Genomic DNA, 19,096 nt, shown 5'->3' with positions numbered 1-19,096 from the left:
TGGATCAGAAGGCACATTGGGCATCATTACCGCCGCCACCTTGCGACTGTTTCCTTTGCCCGTGGCGCGAAGCACCGCTTTTGCCGAAGTACGGGATGTCGCGGCTGCTGTGGATTTACTTCATCGTTTGCAAGCAGCATCAGGCGGCACAGTTGAGGCTTTTGAGCTGATTCCAGCTGATATTTTGCATGTTCTATTCGACAAATTTCCGAATATTCCACAACCCCTGGCAACGCGCGGCGCCATGAATGTGCTTATGGAAATTGCCAGCACCAATCCTGCAAGCGGTAACGTCGATGCAACGGGGTCATTACCATTAAATCAAATCATAGAAGACGTGCTAGCTAGTGCCTTTGATGATGGGTTGGTCATTGACGCGACAATCGCCGCGAGTGATGCGCAACGTCAATCCTTGTGGGATGTTCGTGAAAATGCGCCTGAATCTCATAAACTATCAGGCAATGTTGCCCGTTCTGATGTTTCATTGGCACAATCGGCTCTGGCACCTTTTTACGCCGAGATGGTTGCTGGCATCAAAGAGATTGATCCAACAATCTGGATTTGTGGTTACGGACATTTGGGTGATGGCAATTTGCATTTTAATCTGGTCGAAGGGCCTAATAGCAATTCAGACTTTAACGAAAAAGTGCCGCATCTTTATGAATTGCTATATCGAAATGTAGCAAAATATAATGGTTCCATCAGCGCTGAACATGGCATAGGTCAGACCAAGCGTGATCAGCTTGCCTCTGTCAAAAGCCCTGAAATCATGGATACGATGCGCGCGATTAAAACAGCATTAGATCCCAAGAATTTAATGAATCCAGGTAAAGTATTGTGATGTAAATCAATAACCCTGACGTGGGAGGCTTCAAACATGCCCAAAATGCCTGAGTATCATGAGGTTATCAACTTCTGGTTTCACGAAATCACCCCCGAACACTGGTTTAAAAAAGATGATGATTTTGATGCGCTTATAAAATCCAAATTTGATAAATCAATCGCCCATGCTATGGCTGGTCGCCTTGACAGCTGGGCTGATAGTGATGCGGGATGCCTTGCGCTAATCATTGTTCTGGATCAATTCACCCGCAATGTTTACCGCGATACACCTCGGGCTTTTGCTGGCGACGAAATGGCCCTTGCGCTGAGTTTACGATGCAAAGAACGCGGATACCTTGATCATCCAGATACGAGTTGGCGTCACTTCATGCTTATGCCAATGATGCATAGTGAAGATATCCACATTCAGGATACCTCGCTGCCCCTGTTCAAGGAACTGACCACAGATCGAACCTATGAATTCGCCGTAAAGCATCGTGATATCGTTGCAAGGTTTGGCCGTTTTCCGCATCGTAATGCTATCTTGGGGCGGCCATCAACCGATGAAGAAATTGACTTTTTGAAACAACCAGGCTCGTCTTTTTAGAGCACCTTAGAGCGCCTTCATCGACGTTAGCCGTTCAATCACCATATCTGGCGTAATATTACTGATTGGCACATCTTGTATCCATGAACAATGAGCCCCAACAGGGGCAGACATATCTGGATTAGTATCACCACCAAGCAGCATAACTGTAGGCGTGCCTGTTCGGGCGGCCAGAAAAACAGGTCCTGTATCATTGCCAACCACCAGACTAGATTGGGCGCATAAAGCCGCTAACATGGGAATATCGGTTTTTCCTGCTAAATCTATGCTGTCTGATGCGCTGTCCCACACTGCATCCACCGCTTCACGATCAGCATTTGTCCCCGCCAAAACAACCGCAAGCCCTTGCTTCATAAATGTGTTAGCCAGACTGGCAAAATGATGTGAAGGCCATCGCTTGCTTGGCTTGGCCGGTGAACAGCCAGCGATCAAAACAGCAAAGCGTTTAGGCAAATCAAATTGTGAAATATCAGCGTTTAACCAGTTCATATCAGCTTCGATAGTCACGCCACCAGCCATTCTGGCGGCAGTCAACATACGTCGTTGATTATTAACACCTGTAAAGTCGGGCATCGGATGTGAACAGCCTGTAGCCGTGCCATACCAGTCAGTTGCAGCGGTAACAAACAAACGATGATAATTTGCTGTTCGCTTGCTACATTGCATATCAATGATCGCATGCCATTTTCGCCGCAAATGACGAGCCACACCAACCGTTGCGACAAGATTGAGAAATGAGGCACGCTGATCGACGATAATTTCATCAAACCACGGCATTGTGCCAGCCAAGGGCGCAAAAGCTGGTGATGTCAGCAATGCAATATGCGCATCTGGAAAGCCTGCCCTTATGCTAGCATAAGCATCAAGCCCCTGAATCAAATCACCAAGAGCGCCGTGTTTAATGACAAGAACTGACTTTTGCGTCGTCATCGGTTGCATTCCCAAGCCATATTTTCGCTAAAATACATTTATTTATGTGTCATAGCATATTGTTTAGTTGCTGGTATGTAATAGAATGTTCTTATGTAGATTTAATATCTTCATATCCAACTCAAGACGATCAGCAACCACCTTTAAGAGACACTATTGTCATTATCATCGCTATCAAAAAAACCACGCATTGATATGCTGTTACCATCTAAGGAACGCTTTACGCCCGATAATGCAGGGGCGATTGCTGGTGTTGTTCGTGACCTTGCTATTGCCAGTGCGACGCCAGACATATTCCATATCTATGGCACCGCCGTCGAAAACGCATTTACCGATGTCAATTTCACCGGCATTAAACCAGAACCTAGCTTGTTTCGTGGACAAAACATACGTTTTGCAAATACCTATCTCAAGCATATCGCCACTACGACCATGCCAGACATTGTTGAAGTTCATAGCCGTTGCCATGTCGCGAAGTATCTCGCAAGAAAAAACAAAAACTTGAACATAGTTCTTTATCTGCACAATGATCCTCGCACTATGAAAGGAGCAAAAACCCTAGCTGAACGTCGGTTTTTACTTGATCACATGGCGGCAGTGATTTGCATTTCCGACTATATTCGCGAATGTTTCCTTGATGGCATAGGCGACAATCACCCAAAAGCGCATATTGTTGGCGTGGCCAGAAATGGCGCGAACCGCTGGATCAAGAAACAACCACAAAAAGAACCTTTCATATTGTTAGCTGGACGCATGGTTCCTGAAAAAGGCATTCTAGAATGCGCCAAGGCCATTGCACAGGTTCTGCCCAAATTCCCTGAATGGCGGCTAATCATTGCAGGCGCGCGCCGTTTTGAGCAGGCCAAACGCGGCAGTTACGAAGATAAAATTGCCACCGCAATAGCCCCATTGGGATCCCGCGCTGAAATGTTGGGGTTCATTCCCATCAATGATATGCGCGACCTGCAAGCACGGGCTGCAATTGCAGCATGTCCATCCTTATGGGACGAACCAATTTCAAAAGTTGTCCTAGAATCGCTGGCCGCTGGTTGTGCACTTATGACAACGAGACGTGGCGGCATTCCAGAAGTGGCAGAAGGCCGCGCTTTACTTGTTGATGATCCAAATATCATCACATTCAGCAACGCTTTCGAGACATTACTGGGTGATGATAACATGCGCCAAACCCTACAGAATAAAGCATGGCATGATTTTCCATTTACAGCTCAACAAATGGCTCACGATGCAGACGCGTTGCGCCTGCTAGCACTTTTACGCGAGAGTTAACCTCTGCTAACATCGATCAACAGCTACTTTGCATGGACATGGACGACAAAAATCGTTAGCCATAGATCGTTACGTATATATCTAAGGATAAGAAATGCGCGTGTTTTTTAAGTTTTTCGGCTTTATTTTTGTCGCAACTTCGATGATGTCAGCCACGGCTATGGCAGACGATAATCCAATCGCCTTTGAAGCTGATAAGGTGCAGGTGAACCAAGAAGATGGCAGCATGTTTGCTACTGGCAATGTTGTATTAAAGCAGGCTGGCAAGACATTACGGGCCGACGAAGTGACCTACAGCAAACCAAATGATCGCGCCGTTGCGCGTGGCAATGTGGTCATGACACTGCCTGACGGCACACGCCACAAAGCGATTGTTATGGAAGTTGATAACGAATTCACCCATATCGTTGCTGAAACGCTCAGCACCAAATTTGCTGACGGCACATCGATGAAATCAAAAAATGGGGAGCAAACTGTCGGCGATAAAGCTGTTTTCAAGAGTGCACGCTTCACACCATGTAAATGTGATTTTGAAAATGGTGAAACACCAATATGGGATTTGCGAACAACATCTACAGTTAGATCTGAAAAAACCAATACAATCAGTCACAATAATGTCCGTATGCATGTGCTGAATATTCCTGTTGGCTATTTCCCTTATCTAGCACATCCAGATTGGACAGTGCGGCGGCGTTCAGGCTTTTTAACGCCAAGCTTTGCCATCAGTTCGGATCTGGGTTTTACAGGCTCAATTCCTTATTACAAGGTTATCGACGATACACGTGATATAGAATTCACCCCCTATAGATATCAATATCGTGGCACAGCGGTCAAAACCCGCTATCGACAGAAATGGGATAATTCTGATTTGAACGTAGCTATCTATACTGCTTCGGTTGAAACTTATAAGAAAAACCGTGAAGCTGTTGGTGCTATTGATGGATTATTTACATCGACATTAGGTGATGACTGGAAGCTAAGAGCGCGCCTGAATAGGGCTAGCCAAGATACATTTATGCGACGCTATAATTTCGATGACTCAACGTCGTTAAAGTCAGAAATTGTGGCTGAAAGGATTAAGTCAGAGCGCTATTATCTGGTCGAGGCCAATGATATTCAGACACTTCAAACAAAATCTGCGCTCGCTAATGAACCGTCATTACTTCCCAATATATATTATGAAGAGGTTAAAGCCGGGTTTCGCAAAAATCAGGTTTTGCGCACTGAAATACAGGCCTTCCAGCTAGATAATGACCAAGGTTACGATATGTCACGCTGGAATGGTACAGCACAAATAACCGAAGACTTCCCAATGACGTATGGCATTGCCAGCTATGATGCCAACATAATTGGCAGCTTTTATAACCTACATAGCCAACCTTCAACCGCGACAACCAAAACCGGCAACTTGACTGCCGTTAACCCCATCATATCCTTGGGATACCGACTGCCATTAGCAACATCTATTCTGGACCGCTTGGTTGTTATCGAACCGCAAGCCAAGCTGGTTCACGTGGCGGGCGAAGATAACACAGATAAAATACCAAACAGGGATGCCGCTGATTACCGCATTGATGAAGCTAATCTGTTTCTGCTTAACCGCTATCAGGGAAAAGACTATATCTTACCAGGTAGCCGAATGGATGTTGGCGTATCGGCCATCACACAAGATGCCGTGCTTGGTGAGATATCAGGTTTTGCCGGTGTAAGCCGGCGCCTGTCTTCTCAGCGAACTACCGGGCTTAGTATCAATTCAGATGACATATATTCCGATTATGTTGCCAGCGCGTCGATTGATCCACCTGGCGCCTATAAAGTCACATGGTCAGGGCGCCTATCTTCACATGATTTTAAGCTTAATGAGTCTAAAACAACAATCACAGGTAATGTTGGCGTCACAAACTGGTCACTTGATCATAACCAACTGAACAAGGCCTATTTTGCAAGTTCCAGCGATGACCGCGAAGAACTAACTGCCAGTGCTAACCGCAGTTTTGATAATGGGTGGAATGTATCTGCAACCCAGATATGGGACTTGTCATACGGCACAACCAAACAGGAAAAAACCAGCGCATCGCTTGGCTATGGTGCTGGCACCTTTGCCGTTAGCAAAACTAGAGGCGGCGAGAAAAGCGCCACTCTAATATGGAATGGCGGGGTGCAAGATTGCATCACCGTAACAGTCAATTACAAGCATGATCCGACCAAGGATAGAGACATAAAAACTGTTGATGAACTCAATTTTACCGTCAGTTTCAAACATCTAGGCGCGCTATCGCAGTCTCAAATAGCAAATTCCATAAACAGTAAGTGACTTTAGAGCTAAGATGCTAGCTTGATCGTTAATCGTCAGGGATAAGCCGCTTCCCAAAGAAGAAAACATCATCCGGCTTATAGCCAAGCGCATCATAAAATTGCACAACAGGTTCATTATCACGCCGGACGCAAAAGCTGATTTTGGGACAACCGATCGAAATCAAAAATGTTTCGGCTTGCTGCATTAACTGACGACCATATCCCTGCCCTTTAAAGGCCGGATCGATAGCCAGATAATTAATCGAGCCACGATGCCCATCATAGCCAATCATGACTGATGCCATAATATTATCACCAACGCGCCCAACCCAGAACGCGCCATTACGGTCAGTCATTTTACGATTAATATCTTTTTGTGGGTCATTCCATGCACGGACGAGTTCACAAACCTGCCATAGCTTTATAACAGCGTCTGTATCAGCAACCCCGAATGCACTAATGATCATGTTAACGCCCTGTAGTTTCAGCGGTCATCTCATAAACCAGCCAGTTGCTCCGTGTCGATAATTTATCATATAAAGCACGGGCACGATAGTTATCGTCACGCGTGATCCACCGCACGACATCCCACCCACGCTGTTCGGCAATGGCGTCAATGGCATGTATCAATGTTTTCGCCGCACCGCCACCACGTTGTGCTGGATCCACGAATAAATCATCCAGAAACCCAACATTGGCGCCGCGTAAAGGCGATGGCATGGCGCGAAAATGTGCCAACCCGACAAGCTGACCTGATTTATCAGCAACCAGCCCTTCGCAGACATGTTGCGGATCGCATAACCAGGCAAATAAAGTATCGAGCTTGGCGTCATTGGTCTCAACTTTGTAATAATCGGCATAGCCGCGATAGAGATGCTCCCAAGCGTCACGATCAGCTTGGGTTACGGGTCTGATATCCATAGTTGCCACCTTTATTCATATTGTCTCAAAAGCTGTTCCAGTAACCACCAACTATCAAAAGGGGTCAAGTCGAACTGGCACGCACCTATGATAATAAAATTCAAAATTGTTCTGAAAAATAGCAAAAATATATATCAGTAAACGTTTTCTTAACTCTAATGCTTTAAAATTTATCTTGGATATGACCGAGCTCCCACACCGATCAGGGGGCCACTGTCATTGCCGTTCATAGGCTACTTTCACGGGTAAACAGACTGGGCAGAAAAATGGTTTCAAAGGAACAAAATGGGGCTTTGGCATGGTATCTAATAAAAATGCCCTTTTATAAATATGCAACATTCACGGGTCGTGCCCGGCGGGCTGAATATTGGCTTTTTGTGCTCAGTATGATCGTCATCGCAACAACGATCGGCATGTTTGTTGATCTGCTATATTATGGCGTTGATGACATGCATCGATATCATGTCTCTGGTCATTTTTATGATAATGGGACAGGCCGGTTTGAAGCACATTGGGATATTCACCCCGGATGGGGGTGGGCTGGCTGGATCAAAATGCTTATGACGATAGGGCTGGCAATACCCTTTATCGCCGTTACCACACGACGACTTCATGACAGCAATAAATCAGGCTGGACTCAATTACTGTATCTCATACCCATACTTGGCTGGCTTTTGATGATCCTGTTTCTTGTGACCGAAGGCAATGATGGTCGCAACCAATATGGCGAAGACCCATTGAAAGCTGATGAATAGGTCGGTCTATCATCACAATAATGACCAGACTTTAGCCACCAAAAAGCGGAGCGATAAAATGATAGGCCAGCCAGATCACTAGGGCCAGAACGACAATCAATATCATTATTGTTTGCAGAAAATCATTGACCAAAGCCAGAAGCAGTTGCTTTGTCCGCCACGACCCCAGCGTCAGATAGCACAGCAAAAACGACAATGGAAAGGTCAGGTAAAAGACAGTTGAAACCACCCAGAATGTAATAAACCCCATATCTTTGAATGGGTTTTTATCATCCTTTTCGTCTGGCGAATTCTGTAACGATGGCATGTATTGTGACCTGACTTTGACCTATTCCACCGTAACCGATTTTGCGAGGTTGCGAGGCTGGTCAACATCGGTGCCTTTATCCAATGCTGTCAGATAGGCCAGAATCTGCACCGGAATGGTCAAAATAATCGGCGCTAATAACGGATCAACTGCGGGTACTGTGATAATATCAGCTTCAAAATCAATGTCATTTACAGCACGCTCATCAGCAATCAGAATGATCCGGCCACCTCTGGCACTTGCTTCCTTGAGGTTGCTGGCGGCTTTTTCCATCAATTCATCCGCCGCGAGCAATGCCACAACGGGCAAGTCATCTTCAATCAGCGCAATCGGCCCATGCTTCATCTCGCCTGATGCAAAGCCCTCGGCATGGATATAGCTAAGTTCTTTAAGTTTCAGCGCGCCTTCCATAGCTATCGGAAATAGATGCCCCCGCCCCAGATAAATCGTCGAGCGCGCATTTTTCAACTGATGGGCAATAGGGCGTATATCATCAAACAGCTTCAAGGTTTTGCCTACCAGACCCGGCAGGGTCTGAAGCTGGTCATGAATAGCATTAGCACGCGCGGCATCGATATGGCCTTTAGCCTCAGCCAGCGCTACCGCAAAGCTGATCAGCACAGTGAGCTGCGCGGTAAATGCTTTGGTGCTGGCAACGCCGATTTCAGGCCCTGCATGTGTTGGCAATACGGCATCTGCCTCGCGTGCAATGGTACTGCCATCAACATTAACCAGCCCAATAGTGGATAGACCGCATGTTGCGGCATGGCGCATGGCTTTTAAGGTATCAAGACTTTCGCCTGACTGGGAAATGGCAATGGCGGTCGTAAAGCCTTTTGTTACCGGATTTCGGTAATGATATTCGGATGCAATTTCACAAGCCACTGGGGTTTTCGCAAGACCTTCAATCCAGTAGCGCGCAACCTGCGACGCATAATGGCTGGTGCCTGCAGCAAGCATGACGATGCCATCAATGGCCTGTAATGCTTCACACGACATATTCGCCGAAATGCGGCCATCCTCACCGGTCATGCCCGCCAAGGAATTTAAAATAGCATCTGGTTGTTCATGGATTTCCTTTTCCATGAAATGACGATAACCACCTTTATCGATTATACCGGGGCTAGCCGCCACAATTACAGTTTCACGGTTGGCAGGGGTACCATCACCAAGGAAAATATCAACGCCATTAGCGCGGACAAGCGCATAGTCATGATCTTTAAGATAGATCACCTTGCGCGTCAGATGCGCAAGTGCTGTGGCGTCAGAGCCAATATAAGAGCCATCTTCACCAAGACCTATGGCCAAAGGTGATGCGTTTCGCGCAACCATGATGACATCAGGGAAATCTTCGACAATGGCGGCAAAGGCATAAGCCCCGTCAATTTCGGCCAGAACCTTTTGCATGGCCTGACCTGGATTAAGACCTGCATCAAAAGCTTCGACAAATAAATGCGCCAGAACCTCACTATCGGTGTCACTGGAAAATTTATGGCCTTTTTCTATAAGACGGGCGCGGATTGGCCGATAATTTTCAATAATGCCATTATGGACAATCGCCACCCGGTCGGACGCGACATGTGGATGCGCGTTCATCTCGGACACACCGCCATGCGTTGCCCAGCGCGTATGGCCAATACCCACAGTTCCGGCTAATGGGCTTTGCGTCAGCGCCGCATCAAGATTAACCAGCTTTCCAACAGCACGACGCAGATCAAAGCGTGAACCGTCAAGCGCAACAATGCCCGAACTGTCATAGCCACGATATTCAAGCCTTTTAAGTGCATCAAGCAGAAGAGGACTACATGCCTGCGTTCCAATCGCTCCAACAATGCCGCACATCACCTCACCTCTTCAGATCTATATTCTTTATTTCAATATTCTTCATATCAATATTAGGGCATCATATACCAAAATTGTCATTGTTAAGGTGATAAAGACATTTTACAGCAAATGAAAGGTATGACACCTGTAAAAGCCGTTTTCGCTGATTAAGACATTATCTAAAACTTGGAATGGTTACTGGCATTTGTTTGGAATTTAGCGTGTTTCATTCTATAACAGTGTCATGAACATTGTCGCTATTATTCTAGCTGCCGGACAAGGCACGCGGATGAAGTCTGCATTACCAAAACCACTTCATGAGGTTGGCGGAATGCCGATGCTTGCCTGGTCACTAAATGCGGCGCAGGCGGTTGGGGCAACGCGTATCGTAACTGTGTTACCACCACATTCCGAAACCACGCAAAGCTGGCTTGGTGATATTGAATTTACCATTCAGGAAAACGCACAAGGCACTGGTCATGCTGTATTAGCCGCAAAAGATAAGCTGGCTGATTTTTCAGGTATTGCGCTGGTCATGTTTGGCGATACGCCATTAATCACAGCTGCCACCTTAAGCCAGCTCAGCCAATCTATAAAAGATGGTGCCGATCTAGCCGTGCTTGGCTTTCATGCGGCTAACCCGACTGGCTATGGACGATTTATATGCGCCGAAAATGGACAGCTAAACGCCATTATCGAGCATAAAGATGCCAATGACGCTGAACGCCAGATAGATTTCGTCAATGGGGGCGTTATGGCGGTGGCATGTCCGCTACTCTTTGATCTTCTTGACGCGGTGTCTGACGACAATGCCAGTGGTGAAATCTATCTGACCGATATTATTCAGATTGCGAATGCGCGCGGCCATAAGGTGCTTACCTGCGAAACCGATGAAGCCGAAATCACCGGCGTTAATAACCGCGCTGACCTTGCCAAGGTTGAAGGCATTATCCAATCACGTTTGCGGAGTGCCGCTTTAGATCATGGTGTAACCATGCGCGCGCCAGAGACCGTGTTTTTGTCCGCAGATGCGATTATCGAACGCGATGTTATTATCGAGCCTCATGTTGTGATCGGCGCCGACACACATATTGGTGAAGGCAGTATAATCAAATCATTTTCGCATATTGAAGGGGCTAGCTTGGGTCCATGCTGTATTATTGGGCCCTATGCAAGATTGCGTCCGGGAACCGTTGCCGGAGATGGCGTTAAAATCGGAAATTTTGTTGAAACAAAGAACACCAAACTTGCGGCGGGTGCCAAAGCCAACCATCTGACATATCTTGGTGATGCAATGATTGGTGAACAGGCAAATATTGGCGCGGGCACAATCACCTGCAATTATGACGGCACCAATAAATTCAAAACACTCATTGGCGATGGTGCCTTCATAGGCTCAAATTCTGCGCTTGTTGCGCCCGTGCGTATCGGCGCCAAAGCAATAGTGGGTGCCGGTAGCACTATCACATCCGACGTTCCCGATAACGCCATAGCCATTGCCCGCGGCACACAAAAGAATATCGATAATGCAGCCACGTCATTTCGGGCACGAGCCCTTAATAAAAAACAAAAGAATAAAAAACAAAAGAATAGTGAAAAATAATAGGCCAAAACGCGCCAAAAGACAGAGATTACAGGATAAGGGGATGAATGGATGACGGCTGATCTAGCAACCATTTCAGAAGCATTTTGCAGCATCCAGAACAGCCATATTCTGGTTGTGGGTGATGTTATGCTAGATCGGTTTATAGATGGCCATGTCAGCCGCATTTCGCCTGAAGCCCCTGTTCCTATTCTTGAAAAATCAGCTGTCAAACAGATGCCAGGCGGCAGTGCCAATGTTGCTTGTAATTTAGCCTTTCTTGGTGTGAGAACCACGCTGATCGGTGTTATTGGTGATGATGACGCCGGACAAATTCTAATTGCTGAACTTGGCAAGAATCCATCGATTACATTTACACCTCACATTGTTGCTGGCCGCCCTACCACATTAAAAACGCGCTATCGGGCAGCTGGCCAGCAAATTTTACGCGTTGATGATGAGGACACATCTCCGCTTACGCCTGATATGGCAGATGCTATTCTTTCACAGATTGAAGCCTGTCTGAAATCGATGCCAGCCGTCGATGCGGTGGTGATATCCGATTATGCAAAAGGCTGTCTGACACCAGCCGTCATTCAGAAGATTGTCGCTTTGTGCAAACAGGCAGATATAAAAACCATAGCCGATCCAAAACTGGCTGATTTTTCAGCCTATAACGGCGTTGATATTCTGACGCCTAATCTGTCTGAATTACGCGCTGCCAGCTATGAAACACTTAACGCGATAGATGATATAACGAAAGTAGCGCATGACCTTATAGTCAAACATAATCTAGGTGCCATTCTGGCGACTTTGAGTGCCCGTGGCATAGTTTTGACAGTGGCTGGCGGCACAACAATTCATGGCGCGGCAACAGCCAGAGACGTATTTGATGTGTCGGGTGCTGGTGATACAGTGGTTGCCACAGTGGCGGCCTGTGTTGCGCAGAATATCGCGCATGCGCTTGCTGTCGATATAGCCAATCTTGCCGCTGGTGTTGCCGTGGCCAAATCAGGCACTGCCATCGTCAGCCCGGGTGAAATTCTTGCCCAACTGCCAACTAAAAAGATAGCTACGGACTGGCCTTATTGGGCAGATCAATGTCAAAAATGGCGTGAAAATGGCGCCAAAGTCGGCTTTACCAATGGATGCTTTGATTTATTACATCCTGGACATATTTACCTGTTGCAACAGGCTGCCGCGCATTGTGATCGTCTGATTGTAGGGTTAAATAGCGATCTTTCGGTAAAGCGTCTAAAGGGCAATGGCCGCCCCTTACAAAGCAGTGACAGCCGCGCCAATATACTAGCATCGCTTCCATTTATTGATGGGGTCGCCGTATTTGAAGACGATACGCCCTATAATCTTGTCAGCACATTGCAACCTGATGTGATTATAAAAGGCGGTGATTACAAAGCATCAGATGTTGTCGGTGCAGATATTGTTATTGCCCGCGGGGGTGAGGTTGTCATCATCCCCACCCTTGGCACCCATTCAAGTAGCACTATTATCGAACGCTAAAGATACCACTTCGTTTACTCCTGAACTTTTCCTTGTGCATCAAGATAGTCTTGATCGATTTTCGGCAATGGCATATCTGCCATTGCAGCTTCAAAAGACGCAAGACGCTTATGAATTGATAATAGTTCAACAATGGTAGGCCATGAATTGACGAGAAATTGGAATGATGACGCGACCTGACCAAAGGCTGTTAAAATCTGTTGCAAAATACCATAGGTGATTTTTGCAGCCACTATCGTTGGCACCAGAATGAAATAGGCAAACAGGTTATCCGCCTGAAGATATAAAGACCGTGTGACGTTGAAATACAGATAGTGAAAATAAAGCTTGAAATAGTTGCGCCGCACGTTCAGGAACAATTCTTCAAGTTTGATAGGCGCTGCCCGGTTCACATCATCTTCACCAAGCACGAGTTCTTTTCTGAACGCCGCTTCGACACGTTGGTTTTTAAAGTACAGACCCGGCAGTTTAATACCCACCACAGCTAATAAAAATGTTCCGAAAAGCGACCAGAATAACACCGCTGTCATTAATGGTGCGGGTATTTCACCAACAATGGGAAGTTCGGTGACATGCACGGATAACTCGAACAAAATAGGCAAAAAGGCAAATAATGTCATAATCGAATCTACGATTGAGACACCAAGGCCTTCGACAATGCTGGCAAATCGTTGAGTGTCTTCTTGAATACGTTGTGATGCACCTTCAACATGACGAACACGTTTCCACTGTGCGGTATAATATTCATTCATCGCTGTCCGCCAGCGAAACACATAGTGACTTACAAAAAAACGAGTGAATGTGAAAATAGCTACGGCAATAAAGGCTATTTCGGCAAATGTGCCCATAAGCCCATAGAAGTCACCCATGGTAACATTGCCCTCACCCATCAATGCATTCTGAAGCGTGTCACCAAATGGACGCCGCCAGTGATTAATCGCAACAGACACTTGAACACCGTAATAGGTGCTAAACAGAATAAGAGCGGATCCTAAAATCGACCATCTATGCCACTTGTTGGGCGATAGTCTCTGCCAGAACAACCAGAACGGTATCGTTGCCATAATATAATACAGATAGAACCATAGAAAATTAGGCGTAACGAAAAAACCCATGCCTATGACGGGGGATGCGCCTTCTTCGGCAAATTGAAATCCAAGAAACTCACCAACGTCAGTCCCTAATGTAAACCAGAATAAAACAACAATAGACGCCCAAATTAGCAAACTTATAAAAAATAATTTTGGCCTCGGGAAAAACGACTCAAACATCTTATTCCTTTCCGAACATCACCCAGTCGCAAATGCTTTTTAGATGTTGTCATAATTCTATACGTTAAACTAGATTAAGCTTAATTAGTTATTCGTTTTGTTATTCGATTCGATCGTGGACGTTGGCACTTGCCACAATACCAATACCCGCAAACACCGTGAGCATAGCGGTACCCCCATATGAAATCAGCGGCAACGGCGCCCCGACCACCGGCAATAAACCAGTAACCATAGCTACATTGACGAACATATAAAGAAACAGCATCACCGCAATACCAACACAGGTTAGCTGGGCAAATCGGGAGGCAACGCGGTAGCTGATATGCAGAATAGCCGCAACGATCAATAAATAAATCAGCAGGATAAACAAATTACCTACAAGGCCAAATTCTTCACCAATCATGGTGAATACAAAATCAGTCTGCTTTTCCGGCAGATAATTCAGATGCGTCTGGCTACCAAGTAAAAAACCTTTGCCAAACATACCACCTGATCCCAATGCAATTTTGGATTGCGTGATCTGATAACCGGTTCCAAGCATGTCTGCTTCAGGATTCAAAAACGTCATAACCCGCGCTTTTTGATAGGCATGCAAATTCATCCATAAAACAGGAATGGCCGCACAGCCGGAAATGAAGGCAATCGTGACGTAGCGCCATGGTATGCCAGCGACAAAAATAACAGCAATAGCCCCCAGAAATAGCATAAGCGCCGTACCAAGATCTGGTTGTTTTAGCACCAGCACAAAAGGTATGCCAACAAGTACTAAGGTAGGCAGATAGGTCAAAATTGATTGAAATTTATCAGCGGGCTGTTCATCAAAGTAACGTGCCAGCACCATTATAACTGCAATCTTTGCAGGCTCGGATGGCTGAAAGGTAAAACCGCCAATGGTGATCCAGCGTGAAACGCCACTGCCTGTTCCAATGAATAAAAGCAGAATCAAAACAATGACTGTGACCAGAAACAGCGGATACACAATTGCACGTATATATTTGAAATCGATAAAGGCAAAAACGATAACAATAGCCAGACCAACCCCCGCACGAATGGCGTGACGACCTGCCCATGGTATCCACGATCCTTCAGACGCTGAATATAGAGCTAATGACCCCACCACGACCAAAATGCTGGCAAGAAAAATGATGTGCCACGGAATGCGCACTAAAACTTTGCCAACGGCCATCATACGCCAAGCTCGGTAATGGTTTTCGCCATGATATCGCGGGCTATTGGTGCCGCCATTGATGACCCACTGCCACCATGTTCAACAACTACCGAAATCGCATATTTAGGCGCATTTATGGGCGCGTATGCCACAAATAAGGCATGGTCACGTTCTTTCCAAGGTCGGTCGATATTCTTGGTGATGCCATCTTCACGTTGCTGTTTGGTAATCCGCTTAACTTGCACTGTCCCCGTTTTACCTGACATGCCGCCATATTTTTTGGGTAAGGCGTAATTGCGCGCCGTGCCCATCGGCCCGCCAGTCACCGCAAACATACCTTTGCGAATGATCGCCAAAGCTGATTCGGGTATATCAAGCGGCTCAAAAACGGGGGGATTATTCGGGTCATGCATCACCAATGATGGGTTCACTGCGAACTTGCCATTGGCAATGCGGGCAGTCATAACAGCAAGCTGGAGCGGCGTCGCCAGCACATAGCCCTGCCCAATCGCTGCCACGACTGTTTCGCCAGGCGTCCAGACTTTACCATGCGTTGCCAACTTCCATTCATGGCTAGGAATAATACCTGACTTTTCGCCAGGGATATCAACACCAGTAACATTGCCAAGCCCAAGACGAAGCGCCATATTTCGAATACGCTTAATGCCTGTCTTAAGCGCCACTTCATAAAAATAAACATCACAGGACTGTTCCAGCGCCGACGTGAGATTCATGCTGCCATGCCCCCCTTTTCGCCAGCAATGGAAGGTTGCATTGCCAAGTTCCATATCACCTTTACAAAAGAAAGATGATGTCTCCGAGATTATGCCAGCTTCCAAGGCGGCAAGACCAACCACCATCTTAAAGGTCGATCCGGGGGCATACATTCCAGATGTCGAGCGATTCAATAAGGGGCGACGCGGATGATTATTCAGTCGCCGCCAATCACGCGTGAGTAGCTTTTCGGTAAACATATTCGGGTCATACATCGGGGTTGAGACAAGCGACACAATGTTCCCGTTATGAATATCCATAACCACCACCGCACCGGACTCTGGTGGTGTCAAACGTCCCTTTGGGTCGCGCAAGATCAAGTCATCACCGCTGGTAATATGCGCAACCAGCTCTGGATTAGACGCTAAACCCGCTTGCACGTCCTTTTCGGCAAACGATACGATATCTGAGCGCCCCTTGCGTAATATCTTACTGGCGTGAAGTTGCACGCCAATATCAATAGATAGGTGCAGATCATTGCCAGCACGGGGGTCAGTATCGCGTAACACACGAATTGGACGCCCTCGGGCGTTAACCTCAATTCTTTCATAGCCTGGCATGCCCCGCAGGTTTGGTTCTTGCGCATATTCAACACCAATTTTTCCTGTTGATAAATCAGGCATTTGGCGCAGACTACTATCCTGTTCAATTTCATCACTGCTAATCGGGGATACATAACCAGTGACATGACAGGTTAATGCGCCCTGTGGATAAATACGGCGTAATGACTTTTCAAATGAAACACCGGGGAGATAAGCACTACGAATGGCCAGCCGTGCCAATTCGCGTTGTGTCAGGTTGCGTCTGACGATAAGTTTACGGAAAGACGGCGCTTTCTTTGCTTTTGTCAAAATATCAGTCTGCATAGATTCAGGCAGGTCAATAACCTTGGCAAGAGACTGTAATGTGCCTGCCATATCCTTGACATGCATCGGCGTCATCCGCAATTGGAACGATTCAGCATTACCAGCAATCAGACGCATTTTGTTGTCATAAATACGGCCTCGCGGGGGTGCCACAACACGAAGATCAAACTGGTTTTTATCAGAAAGCCTTTGATATCGCCGATTTTGTGTAACCTGAAGTTGATAAAGACGGCCACCAAGAAAGCCTGTCAGCAATAGCTGACCAATGCCTAATATGGCACCGCGCCTTGATATATTACGGCGGAAATCTCTTTCCTTAGCCCTATTCATGCGAACACCTTAATCCGCTCAAGCACATTTGAAATGGCGAAAAGAATGACATACACAATCGGAAACAGAATTAATGTCATGCCAATCTGGAACATCATTGGTGACAATGATGGAATAGAAAAATTGATTACCGAAAAGAATATTAACTGGAACAGCATCACCGCCATAACTGCGAACATAAAATTAACCCAGACTTTTAAAAACTCATCATCCTGCGGGTCAGTTACACGCAAATTCATGAATAATGCCAATAGCATATAGGATGTTGCACGACCGCCTATAAGACTAGAAAACAAAATATCTGAGAGCAAACCCATAATAAAAATGGTTATAAAAGGCATCAATTTACTGTGATATAGGGTCATCCAATAAATAAAAATCAGCGATAATAACGGCACCGCACCATAGAAAACTGGCCAGCTGGCCAATGTGCCTTCAAACAGCACCAATATCACACCAACAAAACCAATCAAAAACTGTCCAGACACTTCTGAATGTTCCATTGCCTTTTCAAAATACTGTCCGGTTTTTTTCATTATTGCCGGGCTCCTGAAGCATTAAGACCTTCAAGTAAACGTGTACTCTCATCGATTGGCAAAGGCGTATAGAACTCTTCTAACTGTAGATTGTCCGTATCCACCCCTTCCAGCCCACCTAGTAGAATTGTCACAAAACTCAAATGCCGAAAATCAACAGCTGGCTTTATGCGTACAAAACCTTTCTCGGCAAGATCAACCCGGCCAACAGGCAAGCCTGCCGGCAAGACACCACCATGGCCAGACGTCAGCACCAATTCACCAACCGCTGGTGTCGCCTCTTCGGGCAAAAAGGCCAATTCGAGATAGGTGCCATTCTTACCCATGGTCAAACCTGGCCAAGATGACGATGCCAGAATAACCGGAATGCGCGCATTTATATCGCTGATTAGCAAAACACGTGAGTGGGATGCCCCCACATCAACAACCATGCCCACCAACCCATCAGCTGTGACCACGGGGTTGCCTGGCTGGACACCTTTATCAACACCATTCGAAATAAGTACAGTATGGGCAAAGCTGCCCCCAGGTGCTGTCACAGCGCGAGCTGTCAGCGGAACGCGTCCCTGAGGCGCAAGAGCGCCAGTAACACTACGTAATTGACGATTTTCACTTTCAAGAATTTCAGCACGTCTTTGCCAGCGTTTCAGCAAATCATTTTCAGCCACGAGCCGAACGTTTTCAGCCCGCAAGGACGCAACCGTCCGAATACCCTCGACCATCGTTTCAACACCACGAACAGGAATAGAAATGAAATCAATAGCTGGTGCCAGAAAGTCATTCGCGCCCATCTGGGCATTGCGCCAGGCGAGAATATCGGCCTTGCCCACAAACATCAGCAAAAAGCTAATCACCATTAGTAGGACATGCGCTACACGCCTTTGTCTGACTCTATGTTTATCAGACGCTCGCATAGCCCTACCTACTCTAAGCGCCGATCAAAACATTCCGCAAAGTTTTGAGTTCCTCAAGGCAACGTCCGGTTCCAAGAGCCACACAGCTTAGCGGGTTTTCGGCAATCGAAATTGGAAGCCCTGTTGCATCACGAAGTACGCCATCAATGTCGCGGAGCAATGCGCCACCACCTGTCATGACGATACCTTTTTCGACAATATCAGCGGCCAGTTCAGGTGGAGCCTGTTCTAGTGCCATATTCACACCGTCAACAATCTGGCGAACCGGATCTGAAATCGCTTCAGCAACCTGCGCTTCGGTAATCGTAATTTCCTTAGGCACACCATTCACAAGGTCACGCCCACGCACCTCGATCTTTGTACCACTGCTTTTTTCTGGCTTACGG

Annotated in this window: 18 protein-coding genes; 7 read left to right on the top strand and 11 right to left on the bottom strand. The window is 46.6% G+C overall.

The genetic code is table 11. From position 1 onward, the window contains the following. Both ACTF7Q_RS07290 and ACTF7Q_RS07285 read left to right on the top strand, forming a co-directional pair. On the top strand, window positions 1–841 hold an 841-nt coding region (locus tag ACTF7Q_RS07290; RefSeq protein ID WP_438997190.1), incomplete at its 5' end, for an FAD-binding oxidoreductase. Window positions 842–877: 36 nt separating this feature from the next. Further along, window positions 878–1,429, top strand: coding sequence for a DUF924 family protein (locus ACTF7Q_RS07285; RefSeq protein WP_438997189.1), 552 nt, complete (start codon window positions 878–880; stop codon window positions 1,427–1,429). A 6-nt stretch (window positions 1,430–1,435) separates the two neighbouring features. Here the strand turns inward: ACTF7Q_RS07285 and ACTF7Q_RS07280 are convergent, their stop codons facing one another. Beyond that, window positions 1,436–2,359, bottom strand: coding sequence for a glycosyltransferase family 9 protein (locus tag ACTF7Q_RS07280; RefSeq protein ID WP_438997188.1), 924 nt, complete (start codon window positions 2,357–2,359; stop codon window positions 1,436–1,438). 156 nt (window positions 2,360–2,515) lie between these two features. Here ACTF7Q_RS07280 and ACTF7Q_RS07275 point away from each other — a divergent pair, with 156 nt between their 5' ends. Then, window positions 2,516–3,646: a glycosyltransferase family 4 protein gene (locus ACTF7Q_RS07275; RefSeq protein ID WP_438997187.1), complete on the top strand. Its 1,131-nt coding sequence runs from the start codon at window positions 2,516–2,518 to the stop codon at window positions 3,644–3,646. A gap of 94 nt (window positions 3,647–3,740) precedes the next feature. Continuing rightward, on the top strand, window positions 3,741–5,960 hold the full coding sequence (locus ACTF7Q_RS07270) for an LPS-assembly protein LptD (RefSeq protein ID WP_438997186.1): 2,220 nt from the start codon (window positions 3,741–3,743) through the stop codon (window positions 5,958–5,960). A gap of 28 nt (window positions 5,961–5,988) precedes the next feature. On the opposite strand, the gene ACTF7Q_RS07265 is transcribed toward ACTF7Q_RS07270, so the two are convergent. Both ACTF7Q_RS07265 and ACTF7Q_RS07260 read right to left on the bottom strand, forming a co-directional pair. Beyond that, complete coding sequence (locus ACTF7Q_RS07265) at window positions 5,989–6,408, bottom strand: GNAT family acetyltransferase (protein ID WP_438997185.1); 420 nt, start codon at window positions 6,406–6,408, stop codon at window positions 5,989–5,991. Window position 6,409: 1 nt separating this feature from the next. Next, window positions 6,410–6,862 (bottom strand): GNAT family N-acetyltransferase, encoded by a 453-nt coding sequence (locus tag ACTF7Q_RS07260; RefSeq protein ID WP_438997184.1) that lies wholly within the window; start codon window positions 6,860–6,862, stop codon window positions 6,410–6,412. Window positions 6,863–7,128: 266 nt separating this feature from the next. Between ACTF7Q_RS07260 and ACTF7Q_RS07255 the strand changes: the two genes are divergently transcribed. After that, the gene (locus ACTF7Q_RS07255; protein WP_438997183.1) at window positions 7,129–7,617 is read left to right on the top strand and encodes a DUF805 domain-containing protein; all 489 of its coding nucleotides are present in this window, start codon (window positions 7,129–7,131) and stop codon (window positions 7,615–7,617) included. A 31-nt stretch (window positions 7,618–7,648) separates the two neighbouring features. On the opposite strand, the gene ACTF7Q_RS07250 is transcribed toward ACTF7Q_RS07255, so the two are convergent. Beyond that, entirely contained in the window at window positions 7,649–7,924 is a 276-nt protein-coding gene (locus tag ACTF7Q_RS07250) for a PTS beta-glucoside transporter subunit IIABC (RefSeq protein ID WP_438997182.1), read from the bottom strand. A 21-nt stretch (window positions 7,925–7,945) separates the two neighbouring features. Beyond that, window positions 7,946–9,766 carry a glutamine--fructose-6-phosphate transaminase (isomerizing) gene (glmS, locus tag ACTF7Q_RS07245; protein ID WP_438997181.1) on the bottom strand — a complete coding sequence of 607 codons (1,821 nt, stop codon included), beginning with the start codon at window positions 9,764–9,766 and terminating at the stop codon, window positions 7,946–7,948. A 226-nt stretch (window positions 9,767–9,992) separates the two neighbouring features. On the opposite strand from glmS, the gene glmU reads away from it, so the two are divergent. After that, window positions 9,993–11,351: a bifunctional UDP-N-acetylglucosamine diphosphorylase/glucosamine-1-phosphate N-acetyltransferase GlmU gene (gene glmU / locus ACTF7Q_RS07240; RefSeq protein WP_438997180.1), complete on the top strand. Its 1,359-nt coding sequence runs from the start codon at window positions 9,993–9,995 to the stop codon at window positions 11,349–11,351. A 51-nt stretch (window positions 11,352–11,402) separates the two neighbouring features. After that, window positions 11,403–12,851, top strand: coding sequence for a PfkB family carbohydrate kinase (locus tag ACTF7Q_RS07235; protein WP_438997179.1), 1,449 nt, complete (start codon window positions 11,403–11,405; stop codon window positions 12,849–12,851). Window positions 12,852–12,865: 14 nt separating this feature from the next. On the opposite strand, the gene sbmA is transcribed toward ACTF7Q_RS07235, so the two are convergent. The 6 genes from sbmA to ACTF7Q_RS07205 all read right to left on the bottom strand — a co-directional run. Next, window positions 12,866–14,122: a peptide antibiotic transporter SbmA gene (gene sbmA, locus ACTF7Q_RS07230; RefSeq protein ID WP_438997178.1), complete on the bottom strand. Its 1,257-nt coding sequence runs from the start codon at window positions 14,120–14,122 to the stop codon at window positions 12,866–12,868. A 100-nt stretch (window positions 14,123–14,222) separates the two neighbouring features. After that, window positions 14,223–15,308, bottom strand: a complete 1,086-nt coding sequence (rodA, locus tag ACTF7Q_RS07225; protein WP_438997177.1) for a rod shape-determining protein RodA — start codon at window positions 15,306–15,308, stop codon at window positions 14,223–14,225. Then, window positions 15,308–17,260 carry a penicillin-binding protein 2 gene (gene mrdA / locus ACTF7Q_RS07220; RefSeq protein WP_438997176.1) on the bottom strand — a complete coding sequence of 651 codons (1,953 nt, stop codon included), beginning with the start codon at window positions 17,258–17,260 and terminating at the stop codon, window positions 15,308–15,310. Before mrdA ends, rodA begins: the two co-directional genes overlap by 1 nt. Further along, on the bottom strand, window positions 17,257–17,796 hold the full coding sequence (mreD, locus tag ACTF7Q_RS07215; protein WP_438997175.1) for a rod shape-determining protein MreD: 540 nt from the start codon (window positions 17,794–17,796) through the stop codon (window positions 17,257–17,259). Before mreD ends, mrdA begins: the two co-directional genes overlap by 4 nt. After that, window positions 17,796–18,653, bottom strand: coding sequence for a rod shape-determining protein MreC (mreC, locus tag ACTF7Q_RS07210; protein ID WP_438997174.1), 858 nt, complete (start codon window positions 18,651–18,653; stop codon window positions 17,796–17,798). The genes mreD and mreC overlap by 1 nt, the downstream gene beginning before the upstream one ends. Before the next feature lie 70 nt (window positions 18,654–18,723). Next, the coding region (locus ACTF7Q_RS07205) for a rod shape-determining protein (protein WP_438997173.1) at window positions 18,724–19,096 on the bottom strand (373 nt) is incomplete at its 5' end.

Origin of the sequence: Puniceispirillum sp. (SeqCode) (assembly GCF_965657105.1) — a bacterium.
Taxonomy (GTDB): domain Bacteria; phylum Pseudomonadota; class Alphaproteobacteria; order Puniceispirillales; family Puniceispirillaceae; genus Puniceispirillum.
Note: the sequence above shows the minus strand (reverse complement) of the source record. Positions and strands in the feature narration are given on the sequence as shown.

Coding starts and splice junctions, on each gene's coding strand:
- ACTF7Q_RS07265 (WP_438997185.1), bottom strand. CDS start 6,408: ATGATCATTAGTGCATTCGGGGTTGCTGATACAGACGCTGTTATAAAG.
- mreC (WP_438997174.1), bottom strand. CDS start 18,653: ATGGTGATTAGCTTTTTGCTGATGTTTGTGGGCAAGGCCGATATTCTC.
- ACTF7Q_RS07250 (WP_438997182.1), bottom strand. CDS start 7,924: ATGCCATCGTTACAGAATTCGCCAGACGAAAAGGATGATAAAAACCCA.
- ACTF7Q_RS07280 (WP_438997188.1), bottom strand. CDS start 2,359: ATGACGACGCAAAAGTCAGTTCTTGTCATTAAACACGGCGCTCTTGGT.
- glmS (WP_438997181.1), bottom strand. CDS start 9,766: ATGTGCGGCATTGTTGGAGCGATTGGAACGCAGGCATGTAGTCCTCTT.
- ACTF7Q_RS07235 (WP_438997179.1), top strand. CDS start 11,403: ATGACGGCTGATCTAGCAACCATTTCAGAAGCATTTTGCAGCATCCAG.
- ACTF7Q_RS07270 (WP_438997186.1), top strand. CDS start 3,741: ATGCGCGTGTTTTTTAAGTTTTTCGGCTTTATTTTTGTCGCAACTTCG.
- ACTF7Q_RS07260 (WP_438997184.1), bottom strand. CDS start 6,862: ATGGATATCAGACCCGTAACCCAAGCTGATCGTGACGCTTGGGAGCAT.
- rodA (WP_438997177.1), bottom strand. CDS start 15,308: ATGGCCGTTGGCAAAGTTTTAGTGCGCATTCCGTGGCACATCATTTTT.
- ACTF7Q_RS07285 (WP_438997189.1), top strand. CDS start 878: ATGCCCAAAATGCCTGAGTATCATGAGGTTATCAACTTCTGGTTTCAC.
- sbmA (WP_438997178.1), bottom strand. CDS start 14,122: ATGTTTGAGTCGTTTTTCCCGAGGCCAAAATTATTTTTTATAAGTTTG.
- glmU (WP_438997180.1), top strand. CDS start 9,993: ATGAACATTGTCGCTATTATTCTAGCTGCCGGACAAGGCACGCGGATG.
- ACTF7Q_RS07255 (WP_438997183.1), top strand. CDS start 7,129: ATGGTTTCAAAGGAACAAAATGGGGCTTTGGCATGGTATCTAATAAAA.
- mrdA (WP_438997176.1), bottom strand. CDS start 17,260: ATGAATAGGGCTAAGGAAAGAGATTTCCGCCGTAATATATCAAGGCGC.
- mreD (WP_438997175.1), bottom strand. CDS start 17,796: ATGAAAAAAACCGGACAGTATTTTGAAAAGGCAATGGAACATTCAGAA.